Annotated in this window: 20 protein-coding genes and 2 tRNA genes; 3 read left to right on the top strand and 19 right to left on the bottom strand. The window is 41.9% G+C overall.

The features are described from left to right. The 13 genes from Q8W26_RS03735 to aspS form a co-directional block, all read right to left on the bottom strand. A tRNA-Lys gene (locus Q8W26_RS03735) sits at positions 1-76 on the bottom strand. Positions 77-128: 52 nt separating this feature from the next. Then, a tRNA-Lys gene (locus Q8W26_RS03730) sits at positions 129-204 on the bottom strand. 174 nt (positions 205-378) lie between these two features. Beyond that, positions 379-1,095 (bottom strand): tol-pal system protein YbgF, encoded by a 717-nt coding sequence (gene ybgF / locus Q8W26_RS03725; protein ID WP_101214158.1) that lies wholly within the window; start codon positions 1,093-1,095, stop codon positions 379-381. 18 nt (positions 1,096-1,113) lie between these two features. After that, a complete protein-coding gene (gene pal / locus Q8W26_RS03720) occupies positions 1,114-1,698 on the bottom strand; it encodes a peptidoglycan-associated lipoprotein Pal (RefSeq protein WP_101214157.1) in 585 nt (194 codons plus the stop codon). Between the two features lie 23 nt (positions 1,699-1,721). After that, entirely contained in the window at positions 1,722-3,068 is a 1,347-nt protein-coding gene (tolB, locus tag Q8W26_RS03715) for a Tol-Pal system beta propeller repeat protein TolB (protein WP_101214156.1), read from the bottom strand. Then, positions 3,068-4,057, bottom strand: a complete 990-nt coding sequence (tolA, locus tag Q8W26_RS03710) for a cell envelope integrity protein TolA (RefSeq protein ID WP_305472315.1) — start codon at positions 4,055-4,057, stop codon at positions 3,068-3,070. The genes tolB and tolA overlap by 1 nt, the downstream gene beginning before the upstream one ends. A gap of 11 nt (positions 4,058-4,068) precedes the next feature. Continuing rightward, positions 4,069-4,500 (bottom strand): protein TolR, encoded by a 432-nt coding sequence (gene tolR / locus Q8W26_RS03705; RefSeq protein ID WP_101214225.1) that lies wholly within the window; start codon positions 4,498-4,500, stop codon positions 4,069-4,071. A 2-nt stretch (positions 4,501-4,502) separates the two neighbouring features. After that, complete coding sequence (gene tolQ / locus Q8W26_RS03700; protein ID WP_101214154.1) at positions 4,503-5,195, bottom strand: protein TolQ; 693 nt, start codon at positions 5,193-5,195, stop codon at positions 4,503-4,505. Continuing rightward, positions 5,185-5,586, bottom strand: coding sequence for a tol-pal system-associated acyl-CoA thioesterase (gene ybgC / locus Q8W26_RS03695; RefSeq protein WP_101214153.1), 402 nt, complete (start codon positions 5,584-5,586; stop codon positions 5,185-5,187). Before ybgC ends, tolQ begins: the two co-directional genes overlap by 11 nt. 634 nt (positions 5,587-6,220) lie before the next feature. Further along, positions 6,221-7,237: a Holliday junction branch migration DNA helicase RuvB gene (gene ruvB, locus Q8W26_RS03690; protein WP_101214152.1), complete on the bottom strand. Its 1,017-nt coding sequence runs from the start codon at positions 7,235-7,237 to the stop codon at positions 6,221-6,223. 8 nt (positions 7,238-7,245) lie between these two features. After that, complete coding sequence (gene ruvA / locus Q8W26_RS03685) at positions 7,246-7,872, bottom strand: Holliday junction branch migration protein RuvA (RefSeq protein ID WP_101214151.1); 627 nt, start codon at positions 7,870-7,872, stop codon at positions 7,246-7,248. Beyond that, the gene (ruvC, locus tag Q8W26_RS03680) at positions 7,869-8,423 is read right to left on the bottom strand and encodes a crossover junction endodeoxyribonuclease RuvC (protein WP_101214150.1); all 555 of its coding nucleotides are present in this window, start codon (positions 8,421-8,423) and stop codon (positions 7,869-7,871) included. The genes ruvA and ruvC overlap by 4 nt, the downstream gene beginning before the upstream one ends. Positions 8,424-8,558: 135 nt before the next feature. Next, on the bottom strand, positions 8,559-10,346 hold the full coding sequence (aspS, locus tag Q8W26_RS03675; protein WP_101214149.1) for an aspartate--tRNA ligase: 1,788 nt from the start codon (positions 10,344-10,346) through the stop codon (positions 8,559-8,561). Between the two features lie 246 nt (positions 10,347-10,592). On the opposite strand from aspS, the gene cmoA reads away from it, so the two are divergent. The 3 genes from cmoA (at position 10,593) to Q8W26_RS03660 (ending at position 13,646) form a co-directional block, all read left to right on the top strand. After that, complete coding sequence (gene cmoA, locus Q8W26_RS03670; RefSeq protein WP_101214148.1) at positions 10,593-11,327, top strand: carboxy-S-adenosyl-L-methionine synthase CmoA; 735 nt, start codon at positions 10,593-10,595, stop codon at positions 11,325-11,327. 35 nt (positions 11,328-11,362) lie between these two features. Further along, the gene (cmoB, locus tag Q8W26_RS03665) at positions 11,363-12,364 is read left to right on the top strand and encodes a tRNA 5-methoxyuridine(34)/uridine 5-oxyacetic acid(34) synthase CmoB (protein ID WP_101214147.1); all 1,002 of its coding nucleotides are present in this window, start codon (positions 11,363-11,365) and stop codon (positions 12,362-12,364) included. Between the two features lie 259 nt (positions 12,365-12,623). Then, a complete protein-coding gene (locus tag Q8W26_RS03660) occupies positions 12,624-13,646 on the top strand; it encodes a hypothetical protein (RefSeq protein WP_101214146.1) in 1,023 nt (340 codons plus the stop codon). A 58-nt stretch (positions 13,647-13,704) separates the two neighbouring features. Here Q8W26_RS03660 and Q8W26_RS03655 read toward each other — a convergent pair whose 3' ends face one another. The 6 genes from Q8W26_RS03655 to Q8W26_RS03630 form a co-directional block, all read right to left on the bottom strand. After that, positions 13,705-14,130: a GNAT family N-acetyltransferase gene (locus Q8W26_RS03655; RefSeq protein ID WP_101214145.1), complete on the bottom strand. Its 426-nt coding sequence runs from the start codon at positions 14,128-14,130 to the stop codon at positions 13,705-13,707. Positions 14,131-14,274: 144 nt separating this feature from the next. After that, complete coding sequence (gene rluB, locus Q8W26_RS03650; RefSeq protein WP_101214144.1) at positions 14,275-15,186, bottom strand: 23S rRNA pseudouridine(2605) synthase RluB; 912 nt, start codon at positions 15,184-15,186, stop codon at positions 14,275-14,277. A gap of 8 nt (positions 15,187-15,194) precedes the next feature. Continuing rightward, the gene (scpB, locus tag Q8W26_RS03645) at positions 15,195-15,746 is read right to left on the bottom strand and encodes an SMC-Scp complex subunit ScpB (protein ID WP_101214143.1); all 552 of its coding nucleotides are present in this window, start codon (positions 15,744-15,746) and stop codon (positions 15,195-15,197) included. Positions 15,747-15,755: 9 nt separating this feature from the next. Then, the gene (locus Q8W26_RS03640; RefSeq protein ID WP_101214142.1) at positions 15,756-16,601 is read right to left on the bottom strand and encodes a ScpA family protein; all 846 of its coding nucleotides are present in this window, start codon (positions 16,599-16,601) and stop codon (positions 15,756-15,758) included. A gap of 24 nt (positions 16,602-16,625) precedes the next feature. After that, positions 16,626-17,246: an L-threonylcarbamoyladenylate synthase gene (locus Q8W26_RS03635; protein ID WP_101214141.1), complete on the bottom strand. Its 621-nt coding sequence runs from the start codon at positions 17,244-17,246 to the stop codon at positions 16,626-16,628. 9 nt (positions 17,247-17,255) lie between these two features. After that, on the bottom strand, positions 17,256-18,122 hold the full coding sequence (locus Q8W26_RS03630) for a PHP domain-containing protein (RefSeq protein ID WP_101214140.1): 867 nt from the start codon (positions 18,120-18,122) through the stop codon (positions 17,256-17,258). Positions 18,123-18,215 lie beyond the last annotated feature (93 nt).

Here is an 18,215-nt window from a genome sequence, read left to right as displayed (position 1 = left end):
TGGTGGGTCATGTAGGATTCGAACCTACGACCAATGGATTAAAAGTCCACTGCTCTACCAACTGAGCTAATGACCCGCTTTCTATTTTTCTATACTGATACTAGAAACTAGTATTTCAAACAATAACGTGGTGGGTCATGTAGGATTCGAACCTACGACCAATGGATTAAAAGTCCACTGCTCTACCAACTGAGCTAATGACCCACGTTATGTTACAAAAAAGGTGTTTGATATCTCCTTTGCAACGGGCGCTAATAATACTGATTAATTTTTTTAGCGCAACCTATATTTTAGGTTTTTTTTCTGTTTGCTAAAAAATCAAACGACGCTTTCATTTTTAGCTTATAAATCAAACAATATAGTACTCAAAAACCACTATTACAGCGATTTTAGGCGTGTACGTGCTATTTGCGCTGCTGAGCTGTCCGGATACTCTTTCACAACTTTCTGATATAAAGTTTTAGCTTGAGCAGCGTTTTTACTATCTTGCGCTATCTTACCCAGCTTAACTAAGGCATCTGAGCGCTTTGATGATTGCTCAAAGTTGGTCACCAGAGTTTCAAACTGAATTTTTGCCTCAGCACTTTTCCCTTTAGTGAATAACAATTGTCCTAACCAATAGTGTACATTAGCTAAATAAGTTGATTGCGGGAAATCTGTTAAATAACGTTCAAACTCAACAATTGCTTTATCATACTGTTTTCCCTTGAGTACTAGATTCAGCGCACGATCATAAGCTTCACTCTCAGATAAAGCAGGAGCTTGGGCACTTGTATCAATAGGAGTATTAGAAAGGCTTGCCGTTTCGAGGCGAGTGGCCAGTTTATCGAGTTCTTGGTAAAGCTCGCGTTGGCGTTGTAATACCTGATTTAGGCGGTGGTCTTGGGTTTCTGTCGTCCCACGAAGTTCATTGAGCTCTTGCTGCAATGTATCGATGTGTTGTTGCATCTCTACTTGAACACGATTCTTTTGCTTAATCATTTGTTCTAATGAAGCAATACGCTGTTCAGGGGAAGTATTTAACTCGACGACATTAGCAGCGTGCACTTGCGTGCTCGCTGCTAAGAAAAGACCTAATGTAATTAAATTTTTCATTACGTCTACTTATATAGATTAATAAACTAGAACTGCTCGGCGGTTTTTAGAGAAGCCTCGTTCTGTGCGGCTATAATCTAGTGGCTTTTCTTCGCCATAACTCATCGTATCAATTTGCTTGCTATTAACACCTAAGCCTTGCAAGTATTTACTAACGGCCTTAGCACGTCGCTCACCTAGAGCAATATTATATTCTGGTGTACCACGTTCATCAGCATGGCCTTCGATTTTCACGTTTACACTTGGGTTGTCACGTAAATAGTTAGCGTGAGCTTCCAGAATAAGTGCGAACTTACCTGATACATTTGCAGTATCAAAGTCAAAATAAACGATGTGCTCTTTACGTAGTTCTTTTTCAGCTTGACGTTGTTGTTCAGCTTTTTGTGCTGCAACTACGCGCTGTCTTTCTTCAGGAGTCATGTGTTTAGTAACAGCACCCGTTTGAACTGTGTTATTCGATCCTTGCTCAACCTGAGATGTCTGTCCATCGATTTGGTTAGTCTCTTGACTATCCACATCTGTTGTCGAGGTAGAACCACATGCTGCCAATGTAAACATTGGAATAGCGACAGCAATCCCCTTAACAATTTTATTAAAACGCATTATCGTTTCCTTATTTTTCTTTATTAATAGATAAACGGTGACCAAGCAGGAGCTTTAACCTCGCCTTGCCCAACCGGTAATCTTGCTTTAAAGCGGCCATCAATAGATACCAACCCTAAAACCTGTTGACCTCGATGCATTGTGCCATAAATAATCATACTACCATTAGGCGCAATACTCGGTGACTCATCAAGACGTGTTGTGGTTAATACTTGTAAGTTTCCAGACAATATATCTTGCTTAGCGATATGATACTTGCCTCGCGTACGATTAACCATGACTAATTGATCATTTTTCGGGGTAATAGTGCCCCCTAAGTTCATGTCGCCATCATAAGTTAACCGACTGATTCGTCTGCTGTGTAAGTTTACGCGGTAAATTTGTGGCTTTCCACCTCGCTCAGAAGTAAAAATTAATGAATGTCCATCAGGGGCCCAGCTAGGTTCTGTATCAATTGCTCTATTATCAGTAATTCGAGAAAGCTTGTCACTCGCCAGATCCATCACGTATAAATCAGGATTACCATCTTTTGATAATACTAATGCTAATTTAGTGCCATCAGGAGACCATTGAGGCGCACTATTCATTCCAGAAAAATTACTGACCCTTTTGCGCTCTTGAGTGTAAATATCTTGAATGAAGATCTCTTGACGTTTATTTTCGAACGAAACATAAGCAAGTTTGGTTCCATCTGGAGACCAGCTAGGTGACATTAACGGTTCACGCGAACGCAAGATTTCTATTTCATTAAAACCGTCATAATCAGCAATCATCAATCGATACTTGAAATTCTCACTTTCACGATCAACCAATACATAAGCTATCTTAGTTCTAAATGCGCCTCGTTCACCTGTGAGTTGCTCGTAAACGATATCACTGATGCGATGCCCGTATTGACGAAAAGCAGCGACATCGATCACTGTCTCTCTTGAGTCTAGTATGTGATCATTATTGGGTTCAATCGGTGTGCCTTGAGACGCTAGTGTTTCTTTCATTTGTGCACGTACTACGTCGATTAGTTCAAAACCAACGACATAACCATTAGTACTATGCGGTTTAATAGTTCCCACAACTAATGCATCGACACCATTATCCGCCCAATACTGATAATCCACCTCACTTGAAGTCGATGGTTGTTGCTCTAATGTCAACATATCTAGCGGGCTAAAACGACCACTTCGACTTAAATCACCAGCAATAACATTCGCAACCTTTTCGGGCTTGATGCCCTGACCTAGCCACTTAAAAGGAACCACACCAATAGGGCGTGCACTATCAATGCCCTCAGTGATCACAATATCGAGTGCGGCATGCGCGGACCCAGTCGCTAAACTAGCAGTCAGGATTATTTTTTTTAACATTGATTTCATTAGTCAAACTCTGGTTGAACTGTTAAGTTAATTTCTTTTAAACGGGCAAAAACCGCAGGGTCTTTGGATACAGGAAAATTATTCACTTTATAAACAGCGTCTTCTGCTGATTTACAAACAAACTTATCGCCCGAAACGGCTTTAACACTATACGCTATCCCACTACGCCCAAGTTTAATATTGAGCACACACTGTTTACCTCGCATACTTTCGTCAACGTTCCAATGGCGTTGAATCGCCGAGGAAATAAGTACGGTATACTTTTCAACCTCAGACAATACTCTGCGATCACGCGCGCGGTTAACCTCGGCTTGCTCTTCTGCCATCTGCTCGGCCATTAATGCCTCTTGGGCAGCACGTTCTTTAGCTTCCTTAGCTTTTCTCAATTTTTCTTTTCTAATTTTATCCGCTTTTTCCTTTGCCGCTTTTTCATCGGCTAGACGTTTAGCTTTTGCTTCTGCCGCCGCTTTTTCATCAGCTAATCGTTTCGCTTTTGCTTCTGCCGCTGCCTTTTCTTGCTTTTGGCGTTCTTGTTGCGCTTTTAGCGCTTTTTCTGCTTCATCCTTTTGTTTTGCTTTAGCTTGCTCAATCTTTTGCTGCGCTAGTTTGGCCTCTTTCGCTGCTTGTTCTTTAGCACGCTTTGCCGCCCTATCTGCTGCTAACTTTTCTTGTTGACGCTTCTTTCGTAGCTTCTCTAATTCTTGAATTTTGCGACGCTCATTGCGCAATTTATCAGCACGGCGCTGTTGTTCGCGCTTTGCATCAATTTTTTGTTGTTTAAGTTTATCAATTTGCCGTTCAACATCAGCAGAATTAACCATCGCGGCTTTGATGATCGGCTTATCTTTTGGCAACGCAGACATAGTCATTGATAGAGGTTTTTGTTCAGGCTTTTTCGGCGAGATAAAACTACCTGCAAATAATACTACCACTACACCAAGATGTAATAGCACTGAGCACCCCAGTGCCATTTGAAAATTAGGCCTCACAATTCACCCTTTTATTGCCCTTCAACAGGGTCCGTCATTAAACCAACTGATGGAGCACCTGCTGCTTGCAATGTCACCATCAATTGTAAAATATGATCGTAAGATACGGCACGGTCGCCTTTAACCATCACTGGACTATCCGGCTCAAGCTGTAAATGAGCCGCCACCAAGCTTGCTAGCTCTTGTTGAGTAAGTGATTGCTCGGGAGAATCACCCACCGTCAGGTAATAACTGCCGTCACTTTTAACTGATGCAATTAAAGGTGGCTTACTATCTTCGGTCAGTGTTTTAGCCTGTGCCTGGGGTAAATCTACTTTGACCCCTTGAACGATTAATGGGGCTGTTGCCATAAAGATAATCAGTAGTACTAACATGACATCAATGTAAGGAACAACATTGATGTCAGAATTTAAGCGTCGACGTTTACGTTGATATTGCATCATCATTAACCAGCTTTGTTTTGATTAGCGTAGGCTTCACGTTGCAATATTGAAGCAAACTCTTCCATAAAATTCGCGTAGCTATTTTCAAGCTTATCAACACTATTAGAAAATTTGTTATAGGCAATAACAGCAGGAATCGCCGCAAACAAACCCATAGCTGTTGCAATCAGGGCTTCCGCTATCCCAGGTGCAACCATTTGCAAAGTCGCTTGCTGAACGGCACCTAACGCGATAAATGAGTTCATGATACCCCAAACAGTCCCAAACAAGCCGACATACGGTGAAATCGAACCAACGGTTGCTAGAAAGGGTAAGTTTTGCTCTAAGCGATCTATTTCACGAGATAGTACAACTCTCATCGCGCGATGTGAACCAGTCACAATAGCGTCAGGCGTTGATGATGCTGATTGACGTAGTTTGGCAAATTCTTTGAAACCTGCACAGAACATTAACTCAGGGCCTAAGTTTTTATTCCCTCGAGCACTCAATTCTTTATAAATTCCCGCAAGGTCAGTTCCACTCCAGAAGCGGTCTTCAAACTTACGTAAACTGCTTGTTGCTTGATTTAATACTGTGCGGCGCTGAAAAATAACAGCCCAAGAAAAAATAGAGGCTAGTAAAAGCGCTAACATAACTAATTGCACTAATACACTGGCTTCTAATAATAAATCAATAAACGATAGTTCAGCTGTCACTCTTTAATTCCTCAATAATATTTGCTGGGATACGGGTCGGTTTCATTTTCTTCATGTCAACACAAACAACTATGACTGTAGCAACACTGTGCAGGTTCCCCGACGAGGAAACAATTTTTTGTTCAAACTCAATGCTGGTATTTTTTAACTGCTTGATGCCAACGGTCACTGTAAGTGCATCGTTAAACTTGGCAGCCATTAAATAATCGATTTCACAACGCCTAACAACAAATGCTATTCCTTGAGCTAGTAGCGTATCTTGCTCGAAGCCTAAATCTCTTAAGAACTCTGTACGCGCCCGTTCAAAAAAGTTTAAGTAATTCGAATGATAAACCACACCACCAGCATCAGTATCTTCATAATAAACACGAACAGGGAATTCAAAGCTCATAAAAGTCTCAATTATTAAAGAAAATCTGGCAAAAGGTACTATATCTGGCTTCTAAGGGCAATAGCCGTCAATGCTTAGGATAACTATTTTCAAGTCAATAACTTAAAATGTGGGCAATAACGAGAGCGCGGTACTTTTTTCATCAAAGCAAACATTACTTATAACAGCATTTTTATTCACTCAACCTGAATAAACACTTAATCATTGTGATATCGTGTATAAAATCAAATTCACACGCCCCAGCAGCATTAGAAAAACTAATCCGAAAATAAATTTTTCTAGTTTGTTTCTAATAAAGAACTTCCCTATTATTGTCACCACTTAACGAGGTCTGTACTTCGAAAGTTGATGTTTATCTTATTGGTTGTCTTGCATAGATTAATCGATAAACCTCTGTTGTTATTTATTTGTTACTTCCTTTGTCGATTTTTTTATAATTGACTTCAAGCCCACACATTTTTGTGGGCTTTTTTTTATCCAAAATTCTTTGAACCCACAATGCTATTATCTCGTTAGCCATTCATACGATGAGTGTCTCTGCATGCCAGGGTATAGATACTCGCTGAAGACATTTAGGAGATACGGAATGTATGCACAAACCGTCATCTCCATCACCTATTTAGTAGGGGCAACGCTATAACTGAGGGTTTGGCGCGACGAGGCCAAAATGTAAGTAAGTTTGAGGTGTGGCAATCCGACCACGGTGGGTACGCTGAATAAACCCTTGTTGAATTAAATAGGGTTCAATGACATCTTCTAAGGTATCTTTATCTTCACCGAGCGCAGCGGCAAGGTTATCTAAACCGACGGGGCCACCTGAAAACTTCTCGATAATCGTTAATAATAACTTCCTATCCATAAAATCAAAGCCCTCATTATCAACATCAAGCACCTGCAACGCCTGTGCTGCTATTTGTTGGTTTATTGCTCCATCAAACTTCACTTGAGCAAAATCACGGACGCGGCGTAATAATCGATTGGCTATTCTAGGCGTACCACGTGAACGTTTAGCAATTTCAAACGCCCCTGCTTGATCAATACCAACTTCAAGCTGCCCGGCACTGCGAATGATTATGTCTTTGAGCTCATCGACTTTATAAAATTCTAAGCGAAGCGGTATTCCAAAACGAGCGCGTAATGGTGAGGTTAATGAACCGGCTCGAGTTGTCGCACCGATTAAGGTAAAAGGTGGCAGCTCTAACTTGATTGAACGAGCAGCTGGTCCCTCGCCAATCATAATATCAAGCTGATAGTCTTCCATAGCTGGATAAAGTATTTCTTCAACCACAGGGCTTAACCGATGGATTTCATCGATAAATAAAATATCACCATGTTCCAGGTTGGTGAGCAGTGCTGCTAAATCCCCTGCTTTTTCTAATACCGGCCCCGAGGTTGTTTTAACGTTAACATCCATCTCATTAGCAACAATATGTGCTAAGGTGGTTTTACCTAATCCCGGCGGACCGAAAACTAACATGTGATCTAAAGCTTCATCACGTAGTTTCGCTGCCTGGATAAAGATATTAAGTTGAGACTTTGCTTCTTCTTGCCCGGTGTAATCGCTAAGCATTTTCGGGCGCATCGCACGATCAACTTGCTGTTCTTGCGGGTTAATCTCAGTGGCTTGTATTAATCTATCTGCTTCTATCATTATTTATCCTAAAGCATTGCCTTAAGCGCTGCTTTAATTAAGGCTTCACTATCCATTTCTGGCAGTTTAACTTTTTTAACGATTTTAGTCGCTTGATTTTGTTTATAGCCTAAAGCAAGAAGTGCATCAATAGCATCTTGTTCCACATCCACAGTCTCAATAAAGGTAGACCCTAAGTCACCATCTAGTGGTTGCGCATCAGTTGCAAGACTATCTTGCTGTTGCAAAGTGAAGTTTTTAAGGCGGTCTTTTAATTCAATGATCAAGCGTTCAGCAGTTTTAAGGCCAATACCTGGTAACTTGACTAATGCTGATGCATCACTGTTACTGACTATTTGCACAAATTGACTGGCAGATAGCCCCGACAAAATCGCTAAGCCCAGCTTCGGACCAACCCCATTGGCCTTAATAATCTCACGGAATAATTCGCGCTCAATTTTATTGGCAAAACCATAGAGTAATTGCGCGTCTTCACGAACGACGAAATGCGTATGAATGATGACTTGCTCACCCACCTCTGGCATTTGATAAAAACTGGTCATTGGCATTTGTACTTCATAACCAATTCCACTCACTTCCAATAGCAACAGTGGTGCTTGCTTTTCAGCAACAATGCCGTTTAATCGTCCTATCACAATACTTCCTTACATCGATTTTTTAAATGACTCGGTAACGTGCGCATCGAACTACTGCGTCTTTTACCAGACTTTGAAATTAACCCTTGATGGGCATGGGCATGACAAATGGCAATTGCTAGTGCATCGGCGGCATCTTCCTGTGGCTTTGCAGGCAGCTTAAGCATTTGGGTGACCATATGACCCACTTGATCTTTAGTTGCAGCTCCAGTGCCAACAACCGCTTGTTTAATTAAACGCGCGGCGTACTCACTCACGGGGAGGTTAGCATTACACGCAGCCACAATCGCAACGCCACGAGCTTGGCCTAGTTTTAACGCAGAGTCAGCATTACGTGACATAAACACTTGTTCAATGGCAAACTCGTCAGGTTTGTATTGCGCAATCAACTGGGTCACGCCATCAAAAACTTGTTTGAGCCGCTGCGGTAACTCTTTTTCTTTAACACGTATACAGCCGCTAGCAAGGTAGGTTAACTTATTACCCTCTTTACGGATCACCCCATAACCCGCGACACGGGAACCAGGGTCAATACCTAAAATAATTGTCATTGCCTACACCTTTGCCAATCTATTGCTATAGAGTAAGCAATCAAACCACTGGTTGCAAGTACAGTATTATAGAAAGCATAAAAAAAGCGAGCCTAAGCTCGCTTTTTCATCACTGAATTCTAGAATAACAGAAAATTATTCTGCGTCTGTTTCGCTATCTGACTCCGCTACTAATGAAGCGATGTTTAAGTCAGTTAACTGGGCAGTATTTGCTACACCCGGCGCATTAGTCAGTGGACATGCAGCAGTCGTTGTTTTCGGGAAAGCCATTACGTCACGAATTGAGCTTGCGCCTGTCATTAACATAATTAAGCGGTCTAAGCCGAAAGCTAAACCAGCATGTGGTGGCGTACCGTAACGTAATGCTTCTAGTAAGAAACCAAACTTCTCTTGGGCTTCTTCATCAGAGATACCTAAGATGCGGAATACAGAGGCTTGCATCGGTGCATTGTGGATACGTACCGAACCACCACCTAATTCACAACCGTTTAAAACCATGTCATAAGCATCTGATAATGCAGCAGCAGGGTTTGCTTCTAACTCTTGTGCCGTTACGCCGACAGGCGCCGTAAACGGGTGATGTAAGGCGTGGTATTGACCATCAATTTCCTCAAACATTGGGAAGTCAACAACCCAAAGCGGCTTCCACTCATCTGACGTTAGGTTTAAGTCTTCACCTAATTTTAGACGTAAAGCGCCCATTGCTTCTGTCACTACTGTGTAGTTATCTGCGCCGAATAAGATAATATCGCCTGATTTAGCATCAGTACGTTTTAATAACTCAGTCACTACTTCTTCGTTTAAGAACTTAAGGATTGGCGATTGAATACCTTCCATACCCGCATCGATGTCGTTAACCTTCATCCACGCTAAACCTTTAGCACCGTAGATGCCAACGTACTTACCGTAGTCATCGATGTTCTTACGGCTTAATGATGCGCCGCCCGGTACACAAATAACTGAGACACGGCCTTTAGGGTCGTTAGCTGGGCCAGAGAATACTTTGAACTCGACCTCTTTTAAGATATCAGCAACATCAACTAACTCTAACGGATTACGTAAATCTGGCTTATCAGAACCAAAACGACGCATTGCATCAGCATAACTCATCGTTGGGAATGTGCCTAAATCAACGTTTAGTTGCTCTTTGAATAAATTAACCACTAACTCTTCGGTTTTAGCACGTACTTGATCTGATGACATGAACGACGTTTCAATATCAATCTGTGTGAATTCAGGTTGACGGTCAGCACGTAAATCTTCATCACGGAAACATTTAACGATTTGATAGTAACGATCCATACCAGACATCATTAACAGTTGTTTAAATAACTGTGGTGATTGCGGCAATGCGAAGAATTTACCTTTGTGAGTACGACTCGGTACTAAGTAATCACGCGCGCCTTCAGGTGTTGCTTTCGTTAAGATAGGTGTTTCGATATCTAAAAAACCGTTATCTTCTAAGAAACGACGAACAAAACCAGTCACTTTAGAACGGAATACTAAACGCTCAGTCATTTCAGGGCGACGTAGATCTAAATAACGGTACTTTAAACGTTGTTCTTCAGAGTTTGTTTGGTGATCATCTAACGATAATGGCAGTGGCTCTGCGCGATTAATAATTTCTAACGCTTTACCTAATACTTCTACGCCACCAGTAGGCATGTCTTTATTTACTTGGCCTTCAGGGCGACCACGTACGATGCCTGTTACTTTAACACAGAACTCATTACGTAGACTGTTTGCGATAGCGAATGACTCTTCTAGGTCTGGATCATAAACAACTTGGATTAACCCTTCACGATCACGTAAATCTAAAAAGATAACGCCACCTAAGTCGCGACGCTTGTTTACCCAACCAACAAGTTCTACTTGTTGACCAATTAATGACTCGTTTAATTCACCGCAATAATGACTGCGCATTGATATACTTCCTGATGGTTGCCCTAAGGGCTATTGTCGAAATGACGATAAGTATAATGAAAAATTGACTATTAGGTAAGACCCTAAGGCGATATGTTACCAATTGTTGATACGCGATGACTTAATCGATGTTTTTATACACAACCGAGATGATTCAATTAACATTTTTAAGTGCAATAATAATTACTAAGAGACACTCGCTACGCACTGGGTTAAAATAGCTCTTTTGTCTAATTCTACCTAGTTATGAGCCAATCACGCGATAATATCTTTGCCGCCCCGTTAGAAAACATGGGCGATTTTCAATTTGATCAGCAAGTTGCTGAAGTTTTTCCTGATATGATCAAACGCTCGGTGCCCGGCTATAGTAATATCATTACTGCGATTGGCATGTTGACTAAACGTTTCGCTCAAGATGACTCGTCGTTATACGATCTCGGCTGTAGTCTGGGTGCCGCGACATTAGAGATGCGCCGCCATCTTGATAAAACTAATTGTCGCATTATCGCCGTTGATAACTCCCCTGCGATGATTGAGCGCTGTAAACTGCACGTTAACGCGTTTAAAAGTGATACGGACGTTGATGTTGTTTGTGGAGATATTCAACAGTTAGACATCAGCAACGCCAGCGTCGTGGTGCTTAATTTCACGCTACAATTTATTGACCCTGCAGATCGCCAAGCGTTAATCAATAACATTTATCAAGGCTTACGTCCCGGCGGCATTTTGCTGGTCTCTGAGAAGCTACGTTTTGAAAATGAGACCGCACAGCAATTATTGACAGACTTACACCATGACTTTAAACGTGCCAATGGTTACAGTGAATTAGAAATCAGCCAAAAACGTAATGCCCTAGAGCATGTCATGCTAACAGATACATTAGATATTCATCGCCAGCGCTTTGCCAATGCTGGGTTTGCTACCAGCGAATTATGGTTCCAGTGTTTCAACTTTAGCTCGATGATAGCCATCAAAGCCTAACCCACAGCCAATGACTACAGGATTTTCCTTTTAACATGATCGATTTTAGTAATTTTTATCAACACATCGCCAAAAATCAATTGAGCCATTGGCTAGAAGTATTACCGGCGCAACTGGCCACGTGGCAAAAAGAGCGTCAACACGGTCAGTTCCCTAAATGGCAAAAATGCATTGAAAAACTGCCGACCATTGAAGCGGATAAAATTGATTTTACTGATAGTGTCACTATTAATACGTCCCAATCAGTAGCACCGGGTGAATTAAAAAAATTAGAATCTTTACTTGGGATGTTTACGCCGTGGCGTAAAGGCCCGTTTCACGTTCATGACATCCATATTGATACCGAGTGGCGTAGTGACTGGAAGTGGGAGCGTTTACGCGAGCATATCTCTCCATTACATAACCGTACCATTCTCGATGTTGGCTGTGGCAGTGGTTATCACTTATGGCGCATGCTCGGCGATGGTGCTAAGTTTGCTGTCGGGATTGACCCATCAACGCTGTTTTTATTCCAGTTTGAGATTATCAGGCACCTTGCTAACAATGATCAACGTGCTCACTTATTGCCATTAGGAATTCAAGAGCTTCCTGCCCTTAAAGCCTTTGATACGGTTTTTTCGATGGGCGTGCTTTATCACCGTAAATCACCGATTGACCACTTAGAGCAATTAAAAAATCAGTTGCGCGCCGGTGGCGAGCTGGTGTTAGAAACTCTGGTAATTGATGGTGATGAAAACCAAGTATTGGTTCCCGCAGGTCGTTACGGCAAGATGAACAATGTGTGGTTTTTACCAAGCACTGCCGCATTAGAACTATGGTTAACCAAACTTGGCTTTGAAAACGTGCGCACCGTTGATGTGTGTGATACTAGCGTTGAAGAGCAACGTAAAACACCGTGGATGGACTTTGAATCACTGAGTGATTTCTTAGACCCTAACGATCCAACGAAGACCATTGAGGGTCACCCAGCGCCAAAACGCGCGGTGATTATTGCTAATAAGCCGTTTGATACAGAGATCGCCAGTCAAGAAAGTTAGAATTGATGCAAATGCCAGCGGCAAGACTTGTTTGCTGGCATAAATTACATCGCAACGTGAATGTATTACCATTTGACCTACAATAATCTCTCAACTTCGCAACATATAAACAATCAACAGTGTAATCCACTAACATACCCTATTAACTCTAACAACACCCCCTTCCCGGTATAACTTATTGTATATTAATAATGTACATGTTAGTTTCCTTGAGAATTAAACTTCGTTTTAAAGTTAATTTCTTCATAAAAGGATGTTTATGACCCCCCTAAAAATCTCCCTACTTGCGTTAGGTCTGTTAGCCACACCAGCGGCTTTCGCCACAAGTGCTGCGTTTGTCACTACTTGTGTTGGTCAAGATAATCAATGTACCGACACAAAATTACAAAAAGATTTTGCTTTATCAGCCGCAAGACAGTATGCGACCAGAACAAATCAACCAGGGACATATAAAGTTGTTATTCAAAGTGATGCCAATGACAGCGTTAACGTTTATGATTTTCAGCTCTATCAAGACTATCATATCGTTGAAGGCTTTGATGGTGGTGATATGTCCAACCCTTACACCGCAGTGCGACTTACACGTCAGTACCCTGCTAATTATTCCCTTAGCCAAGCGGTGAATAAATTTGTATCGCCTAAATACGCGACTAAGCACTTCGCAAATAAACACAACCTCCCTACAAATAATAATGGGGCTTTAGATTTAGTGGATTTTTGTGAGGTCAGTCACACAGAGGTTAACCCTTCTACAATGCTTCAGAGGTGTGAAAAAGCTCTCTGGGCTAATAAATACTGGCAAGAAACATACTTAACGAAATCGGAACAGAATGAATTGTTGGGACAACTTGGGTTAACCCAAACTATTAATGCTACTGTCGGTATTATTGAATCGACTCTCGAGGGTATGCTGAACCTAGGCATAAAAAGAAGTGAAAATATCACCAAATCATTCGGTGGCCCACTTCGCTTTGAGCGCTTCGATGGAACCGTTGTTCTTACTAAGCCAACTTTGGATGGCTCAATTGAGTATATAAGATTTACAATTCCACCTGAGAATGATATCCCTGTTAGTAAGGAAGGATTTATTGATTTTGAAAAATTAAATAAGTTGGCAGAGGAAGGCACTTACTCATGGACTCACGCAAGTGCACCTTACGTTCACTCTATTGCCAACCGAACTGGCATGATGCGATGGCGCCGCCTCGCTATAATGATTGATGAGGGCTTTGAATGTACTAGTTGTCGTGTCACGATAACAGAGCCACCTATTCAAAAGTAAACTTACCTTGTAATTTTCTATACTTCGGGTCCAATACAGCCCGAAGTATGGTTATAACTCAAAGCGCTTTAACCAAACAATAGGTAGTGTGACCTTTGGGATGATCAACTAACTCGCCGAACACGCTATAGCCCATCTTTTCATAAAAAGGTTTTGCCTGAAAACTTAAGGTTTCAGTGCGTACATGGCTAAAGCCATTATCACGAGCAAAGGCTTCTGCAGCGACCATCAAGTCTACGCCAACCCCTTGCCCTCTAACATCTTCTGATAACCACAACAGTTCAATAATACAATAGTTCCAAAAGGCAGTGGCTCGTATGCCGCCAACAACCACCCCTTGGTTGTCTTTAGCAAAAACAGCAAAGCGAGTGTCAGGCTCAAACACAACGTCATCAGCTAGGAAGCGTTGATTATAGCGTTGAATACCTTCACTTATCGTTTTTAAGTCTGATGTCTGCGGTGAGGTCGTCACTTCAATTTTCATGACAGTCCTTAAATGGCGAGTAACAAAGAGTCTATTGGACAAAAGATTTGATACAGAGAAAAAGAAATGCGATGAGCGGCTTTGATAAATTAAATCAAACAAAGCAACCCATCATTTATACTTAAACTAAGCGAAGAAATGAGGTTAAGAGCGCGTACGTGGTTTTTGTTTCTGGCGGTGCTTCTTATTTTTCGCTGGTTTTCCTGCTCGTTGTTCATCCGCTTTTTTAAACGCAGCGTGTTTACGCACAGCACGGCGAATACGCGCCGTTTTGTTACGGTGTTCTTCGCGTAAATTTAGAAACGATTCAGTTTCATCAGCTAACCCAACTAAGCCGCGTAAGTAATTAATTTGAGCTAGTTCCAGATCTTGCCAACCGCCTCGAGGCAGCGATTTATCTAGCGCGATGTTTCCGTAACGCAAACGTATTAAACGGCTAATTTGGATTTCTTCATGCTCCCACATTTGACGTACAGCGCGATCGCGCCCTTGAGTCATGATCACGTGATACCAACGGTTTAAGCCTTCACCCGGTTGTAGTTTAACTTTAGTGAAGTTAACTTTGCCGTCTTCTTTTAGCTCAACACCCGAACGCAGGTGTTGGATGTTTTTATCAACCACTTCGCCAAACGTTCGCACCGCATATTCACGTTCAATTTCCATTTTTGAGCGAGTTAAACGGTTAGCTAATTCACCATCAGTGGTAAATAACATTAAGCCGGACGTATTAGTGTCTAAACGACCAATAGCAATCCAACGGCTATTGCGAATTTTTGGCAAACGATCGAAGATAGTATCACGACCTTCGGGATCTTTACGTGTTGAAAGTTCACCTTCTTGTTTATGATAAGCAATGACACGGCAAATCTGTTTGTCAGACTCTTCAAGGTTAACTAAAATGCCGTTATAGCGAATCGCATCCGATGTTTCAACACGCGCACCTAGGGAAGCTATCTCGCCATTAACGCTGACTTTGCCTTCACTGATCGCTTTTTCTAATTCTCGGCGTGAGCCTTGGCCTGCGCGTGCTAATACTTTTTGTAATTTTTCACTCATCGTGATGCCTATTGTTGCTCGAAACTACTAATGGCAGCATCGAGTTGGTTTTCTGTTAATTGTGGTAGTTGCGATAACGAAGTTAAGCCAAAATAATCTAAAAAGCCGTTAGTCGTTCCATATAAAGCGGGCTTACCCGGTATCTCCTTATGTCCAACAATTTTAATCCATTGTCGCTCAGTCATGGTCTTAATGATATGACTACTAACAGCCACACCACGAAGATGCTCTATCTCACCACGTGTAATCGGCTGTTTATACGCGATTAAGGCTAAAGTCTCAAGTAAAGCTCGCGAATATTTGGCAGGCTTCTCAGTCCAAAGACAACTAAGCTGGTCACTGAGTGCCGGATTGGTGATAAATTGATAGCCTAACGCCGTTTGCTGTAGCAAAACCCCACGATCTTTATACTCATGGTCTAATTCATTCAGAATGTCTGAGACTTGAGATTTTTTTAATTGAAACGATGCCAGCACTGATTCTTGGAGCTGTTTAATTGTTAAGGGTTTATCCACGGCAAATAAGGCAGCTTCGATTAATTGCTTTTCTGGTGTGTTCATTGACTTGAGTTACTCATCTTGCGCCTGTAATAAAAATATAGCCAGTTGTTCTTCGCTGTCTAATAATGCAATGCCGATAAGTTTTGACTTACATAGCTCCAAAATAGCTAAAAATGAAACAATGGCACCGCTACGCCCTTCCTCGAATTTAAACAGTTGGTTAAATTGCAGCTGCTCTTGTGATTGTAGCTGTAGCATAATTTGGCTCATGCGTTCTCGAGTTGATAACGATTCCCGTTGAATATGATGGTGGGCATTGACATCAATATGTTTAACCACACGGGCAAAGGCTGCGGTTAAATCCTGTAGCGTCACTTGCGGTGCGAGTACGACTTCGGTTAGATTATCAGCCTTGTCAGCATTCGCGGCATGATAATCGCGATTAATACGTGGCAGCGAATCAATATCAAGTGCGGCTTGCTTAAATTGCTCATATTCTTTGAGGCGTTCAACCAAGGCAGCCCGAGGATCATCCTCTACCTCTTCGACTTCTTTTTCAACGGGCAATAACATCCGCGATTTAATCTCAGCTAAAATTGCCGCCATTAATAGATATTCAGCGGCTAAGTCCAAGTTTAACCCTTTCATTAAATCAACATATTCCATGTATTGATCGGTTATATCGCTAATAGGTAAATCTAAAATATCGAATTTATGTTTACGAATTAAATACAATAACAAATCAAGCGGTCCCTCAAACGCGTTAAGAAATACGGTTAACGCTTCAGGGGGTATAAATAAATCTTGTGGCTTATCCGCCACCGGCTCGCCGTCAACAATAGCTATTGGTGGCTTAGTTAATTGCTCAATTAACGCTGTATTGTCGATCTTATTCGACGTTTGTTGCTCAGACATTAAATTACACTTATGTTCAACACGTTATTCGAACGGGCTAGGATCGCCAGCGCCAACACGGATAATTTCAAAGCTACCTTCTGACATATCGATAACTGTGGTCGGTTGTTCACCTAAATGACCACCATTAACAATCAAATCAACGTGCTTTTCTAACTTATCACGAATAAGCTCAGGATCAGACTCGGTGATATCTTCTCCTGGAAGGATTAGTGACGTCGACAGGATAGGTTCACCTAATGCATCTAATAACGCATGAGCAATCTTATTATCTGGCACCCGTAAACCAATGGTTTTACGTTTTGGATTTTGGACCCGCTTAGGCACTTCTTTATTGGCGCGAAAAATAAACGTATAACCGCCTGGCGTATTGTTACGTAGTGCACGATAACACTGATTATCGAACTTTGCATAATTGGATATTTGCGCTAAATCACTGCACATCAAAGTAAAGTTATGCTGCTTATCTAAATCTCGAATTCGACAAATACGCTCAAGTGCCCCTTTGTTATCCAACTGACAACCGATGGCATAACCTGAATCCGTCGGGTATATAATCACGCCCCCCTTATTAATAATCTCAATTGCTTGATCAATCAAACGCTGTTGCGGATTCTCAGGGTGAACATAAAAAAATTGGCTCATACTTCTTCCTTAGTGTGCGCTAGCCTCTTGAGGCTGCGCGTATTCTGGCCATCGTTGCCAAATAGGAGTTACCCCTTTAGCAAAATAAAGGTTTCGCCCAAGCTCTATCCAGCTTGAAGGAAAGTGAAAGTCACTGCCAGCTGAGGCGAGTAGCTCATATTCTTGGGCCAACGATGCTAAATGCTGACGGTGTGGCGGTGCTAACTGGCAACCTGCGGCCTCTAAGCCATCACCACCAGCGGCTTTAAATGCCACGGTAAGCTTACGTAGCCATTTCCCAGAGAGCTTGTACCCCATCGGGTGGGCTAACACGGCTAAGCCCCCACTTTGTTGTATCACATCAATCGCAGACTTCATATCAGGCCAAGGGCTAGGCACATAACCAACTTTGGTTCGCGCTAGGTATTTTTTAAACGCTGTGGCATTGTCTTTTACCACTCCTTGCTCAATTAAATAACGGGCAATATGGCCACGGCCAATCTGCCCTTCTCCCGCAATGCGCTTAGCACCGTCATATACATCAGTGACCAAACCAGTCTTTTCTAAACGCCTAGCAATCTCTTTTGCACGGGCTTCACGGATCTCACTTTGCTTAGTCAAATAGTCAATCATCGCCGGATGCTCACGATCAAAGTGTAGGCCAACGATATGAATATCTTTGTTTTCCCAGCAGGTTGATATCTCAACACCGTTAATTAGACGTATGTCTAATTTGTTATCAGCTATAGCTTTTTGGACTAAAGGAATGCCATCAGTGGTGTCGTGATCGGTTAAAGCTAAGACGTCGACACCCCTTTCTACAGCGCGTTCTAGCAGCTGTTGTGGTGTTAACTTGCCATCAGAGACTGTGCTATGGCAGTGCAGATCAAAAATCATTTACTCTAAACCTTATAAGAAGTTTTCACAGACGCGAAAATGTTACTTGACAATAGAACCAAAATATTATCTTCTATAGCGACTATTTAGCTT

It is taken from the genome of Psychrobium sp. 1_MG-2023, from assembly GCF_030689115.1.
In the GTDB taxonomy this organism is placed as follows: Bacteria; Pseudomonadota; Gammaproteobacteria; order Enterobacterales; family Psychrobiaceae; genus Psychrobium.
Note: the sequence above shows the minus strand (reverse complement) of the source record. Positions and strands in the feature narration are given on the sequence as shown.

Bases quoted from the DNA above. Each gene is read 5' to 3' on its own strand.
- ybgF (WP_101214158.1), bottom strand. From the start codon at position 1,095: ATGAAAAATTTAATTACATTAGGTCTTTTCTTAGCAGCGAGCACGCAA.
- pal (WP_101214157.1), bottom strand. From the start codon at position 1,698: ATGCGTTTTAATAAAATTGTTAAGGGGATTGCTGTCGCTATTCCAATG.
- tolB (WP_101214156.1), bottom strand. From the start codon at position 3,068: ATGAAATCAATGTTAAAAAAAATAATCCTGACTGCTAGTTTAGCGACT.
- tolR (WP_101214225.1), bottom strand. From the start codon at position 4,500: ATGATGCAATATCAACGTAAACGTCGACGCTTAAATTCTGACATCAAT.
- ybgC (WP_101214153.1), bottom strand. From the start codon at position 5,586: ATGAGCTTTGAATTCCCTGTTCGTGTTTATTATGAAGATACTGATGCT.
- ruvB (WP_101214152.1), bottom strand. From the start codon at position 7,237: ATGATAGAAGCAGATAGATTAATACAAGCCACTGAGATTAACCCGCAA.
- ruvC (WP_101214150.1), bottom strand. From the start codon at position 8,423: ATGACAATTATTTTAGGTATTGACCCTGGTTCCCGTGTCGCGGGTTAT.
- aspS (WP_101214149.1), bottom strand. From the start codon at position 10,346: ATGCGCAGTCATTATTGCGGTGAATTAAACGAGTCATTAATTGGTCAA.
- cmoA (WP_101214148.1), top strand. From the start codon at position 10,593: ATGAGCCAATCACGCGATAATATCTTTGCCGCCCCGTTAGAAAACATG.
- cmoB (WP_101214147.1), top strand. From the start codon at position 11,363: ATGATCGATTTTAGTAATTTTTATCAACACATCGCCAAAAATCAATTG.
- Q8W26_RS03660 (WP_101214146.1), top strand. From the start codon at position 12,624: ATGACCCCCCTAAAAATCTCCCTACTTGCGTTAGGTCTGTTAGCCACA.
- Q8W26_RS03655 (WP_101214145.1), bottom strand. From the start codon at position 14,130: ATGAAAATTGAAGTGACGACCTCACCGCAGACATCAGACTTAAAAACG.
- rluB (WP_101214144.1), bottom strand. From the start codon at position 15,186: ATGAGTGAAAAATTACAAAAAGTATTAGCACGCGCAGGCCAAGGCTCA.
- scpB (WP_101214143.1), bottom strand. From the start codon at position 15,746: ATGAACACACCAGAAAAGCAATTAATCGAAGCTGCCTTATTTGCCGTG.
- Q8W26_RS03640 (WP_101214142.1), bottom strand. From the start codon at position 16,601: ATGTCTGAGCAACAAACGTCGAATAAGATCGACAATACAGCGTTAATT.
- Q8W26_RS03635 (WP_101214141.1), bottom strand. From the start codon at position 17,246: ATGAGCCAATTTTTTTATGTTCACCCTGAGAATCCGCAACAGCGTTTG.
- Q8W26_RS03630 (WP_101214140.1), bottom strand. From the start codon at position 18,122: ATGATTTTTGATCTGCACTGCCATAGCACAGTCTCTGATGGCAAGTTA.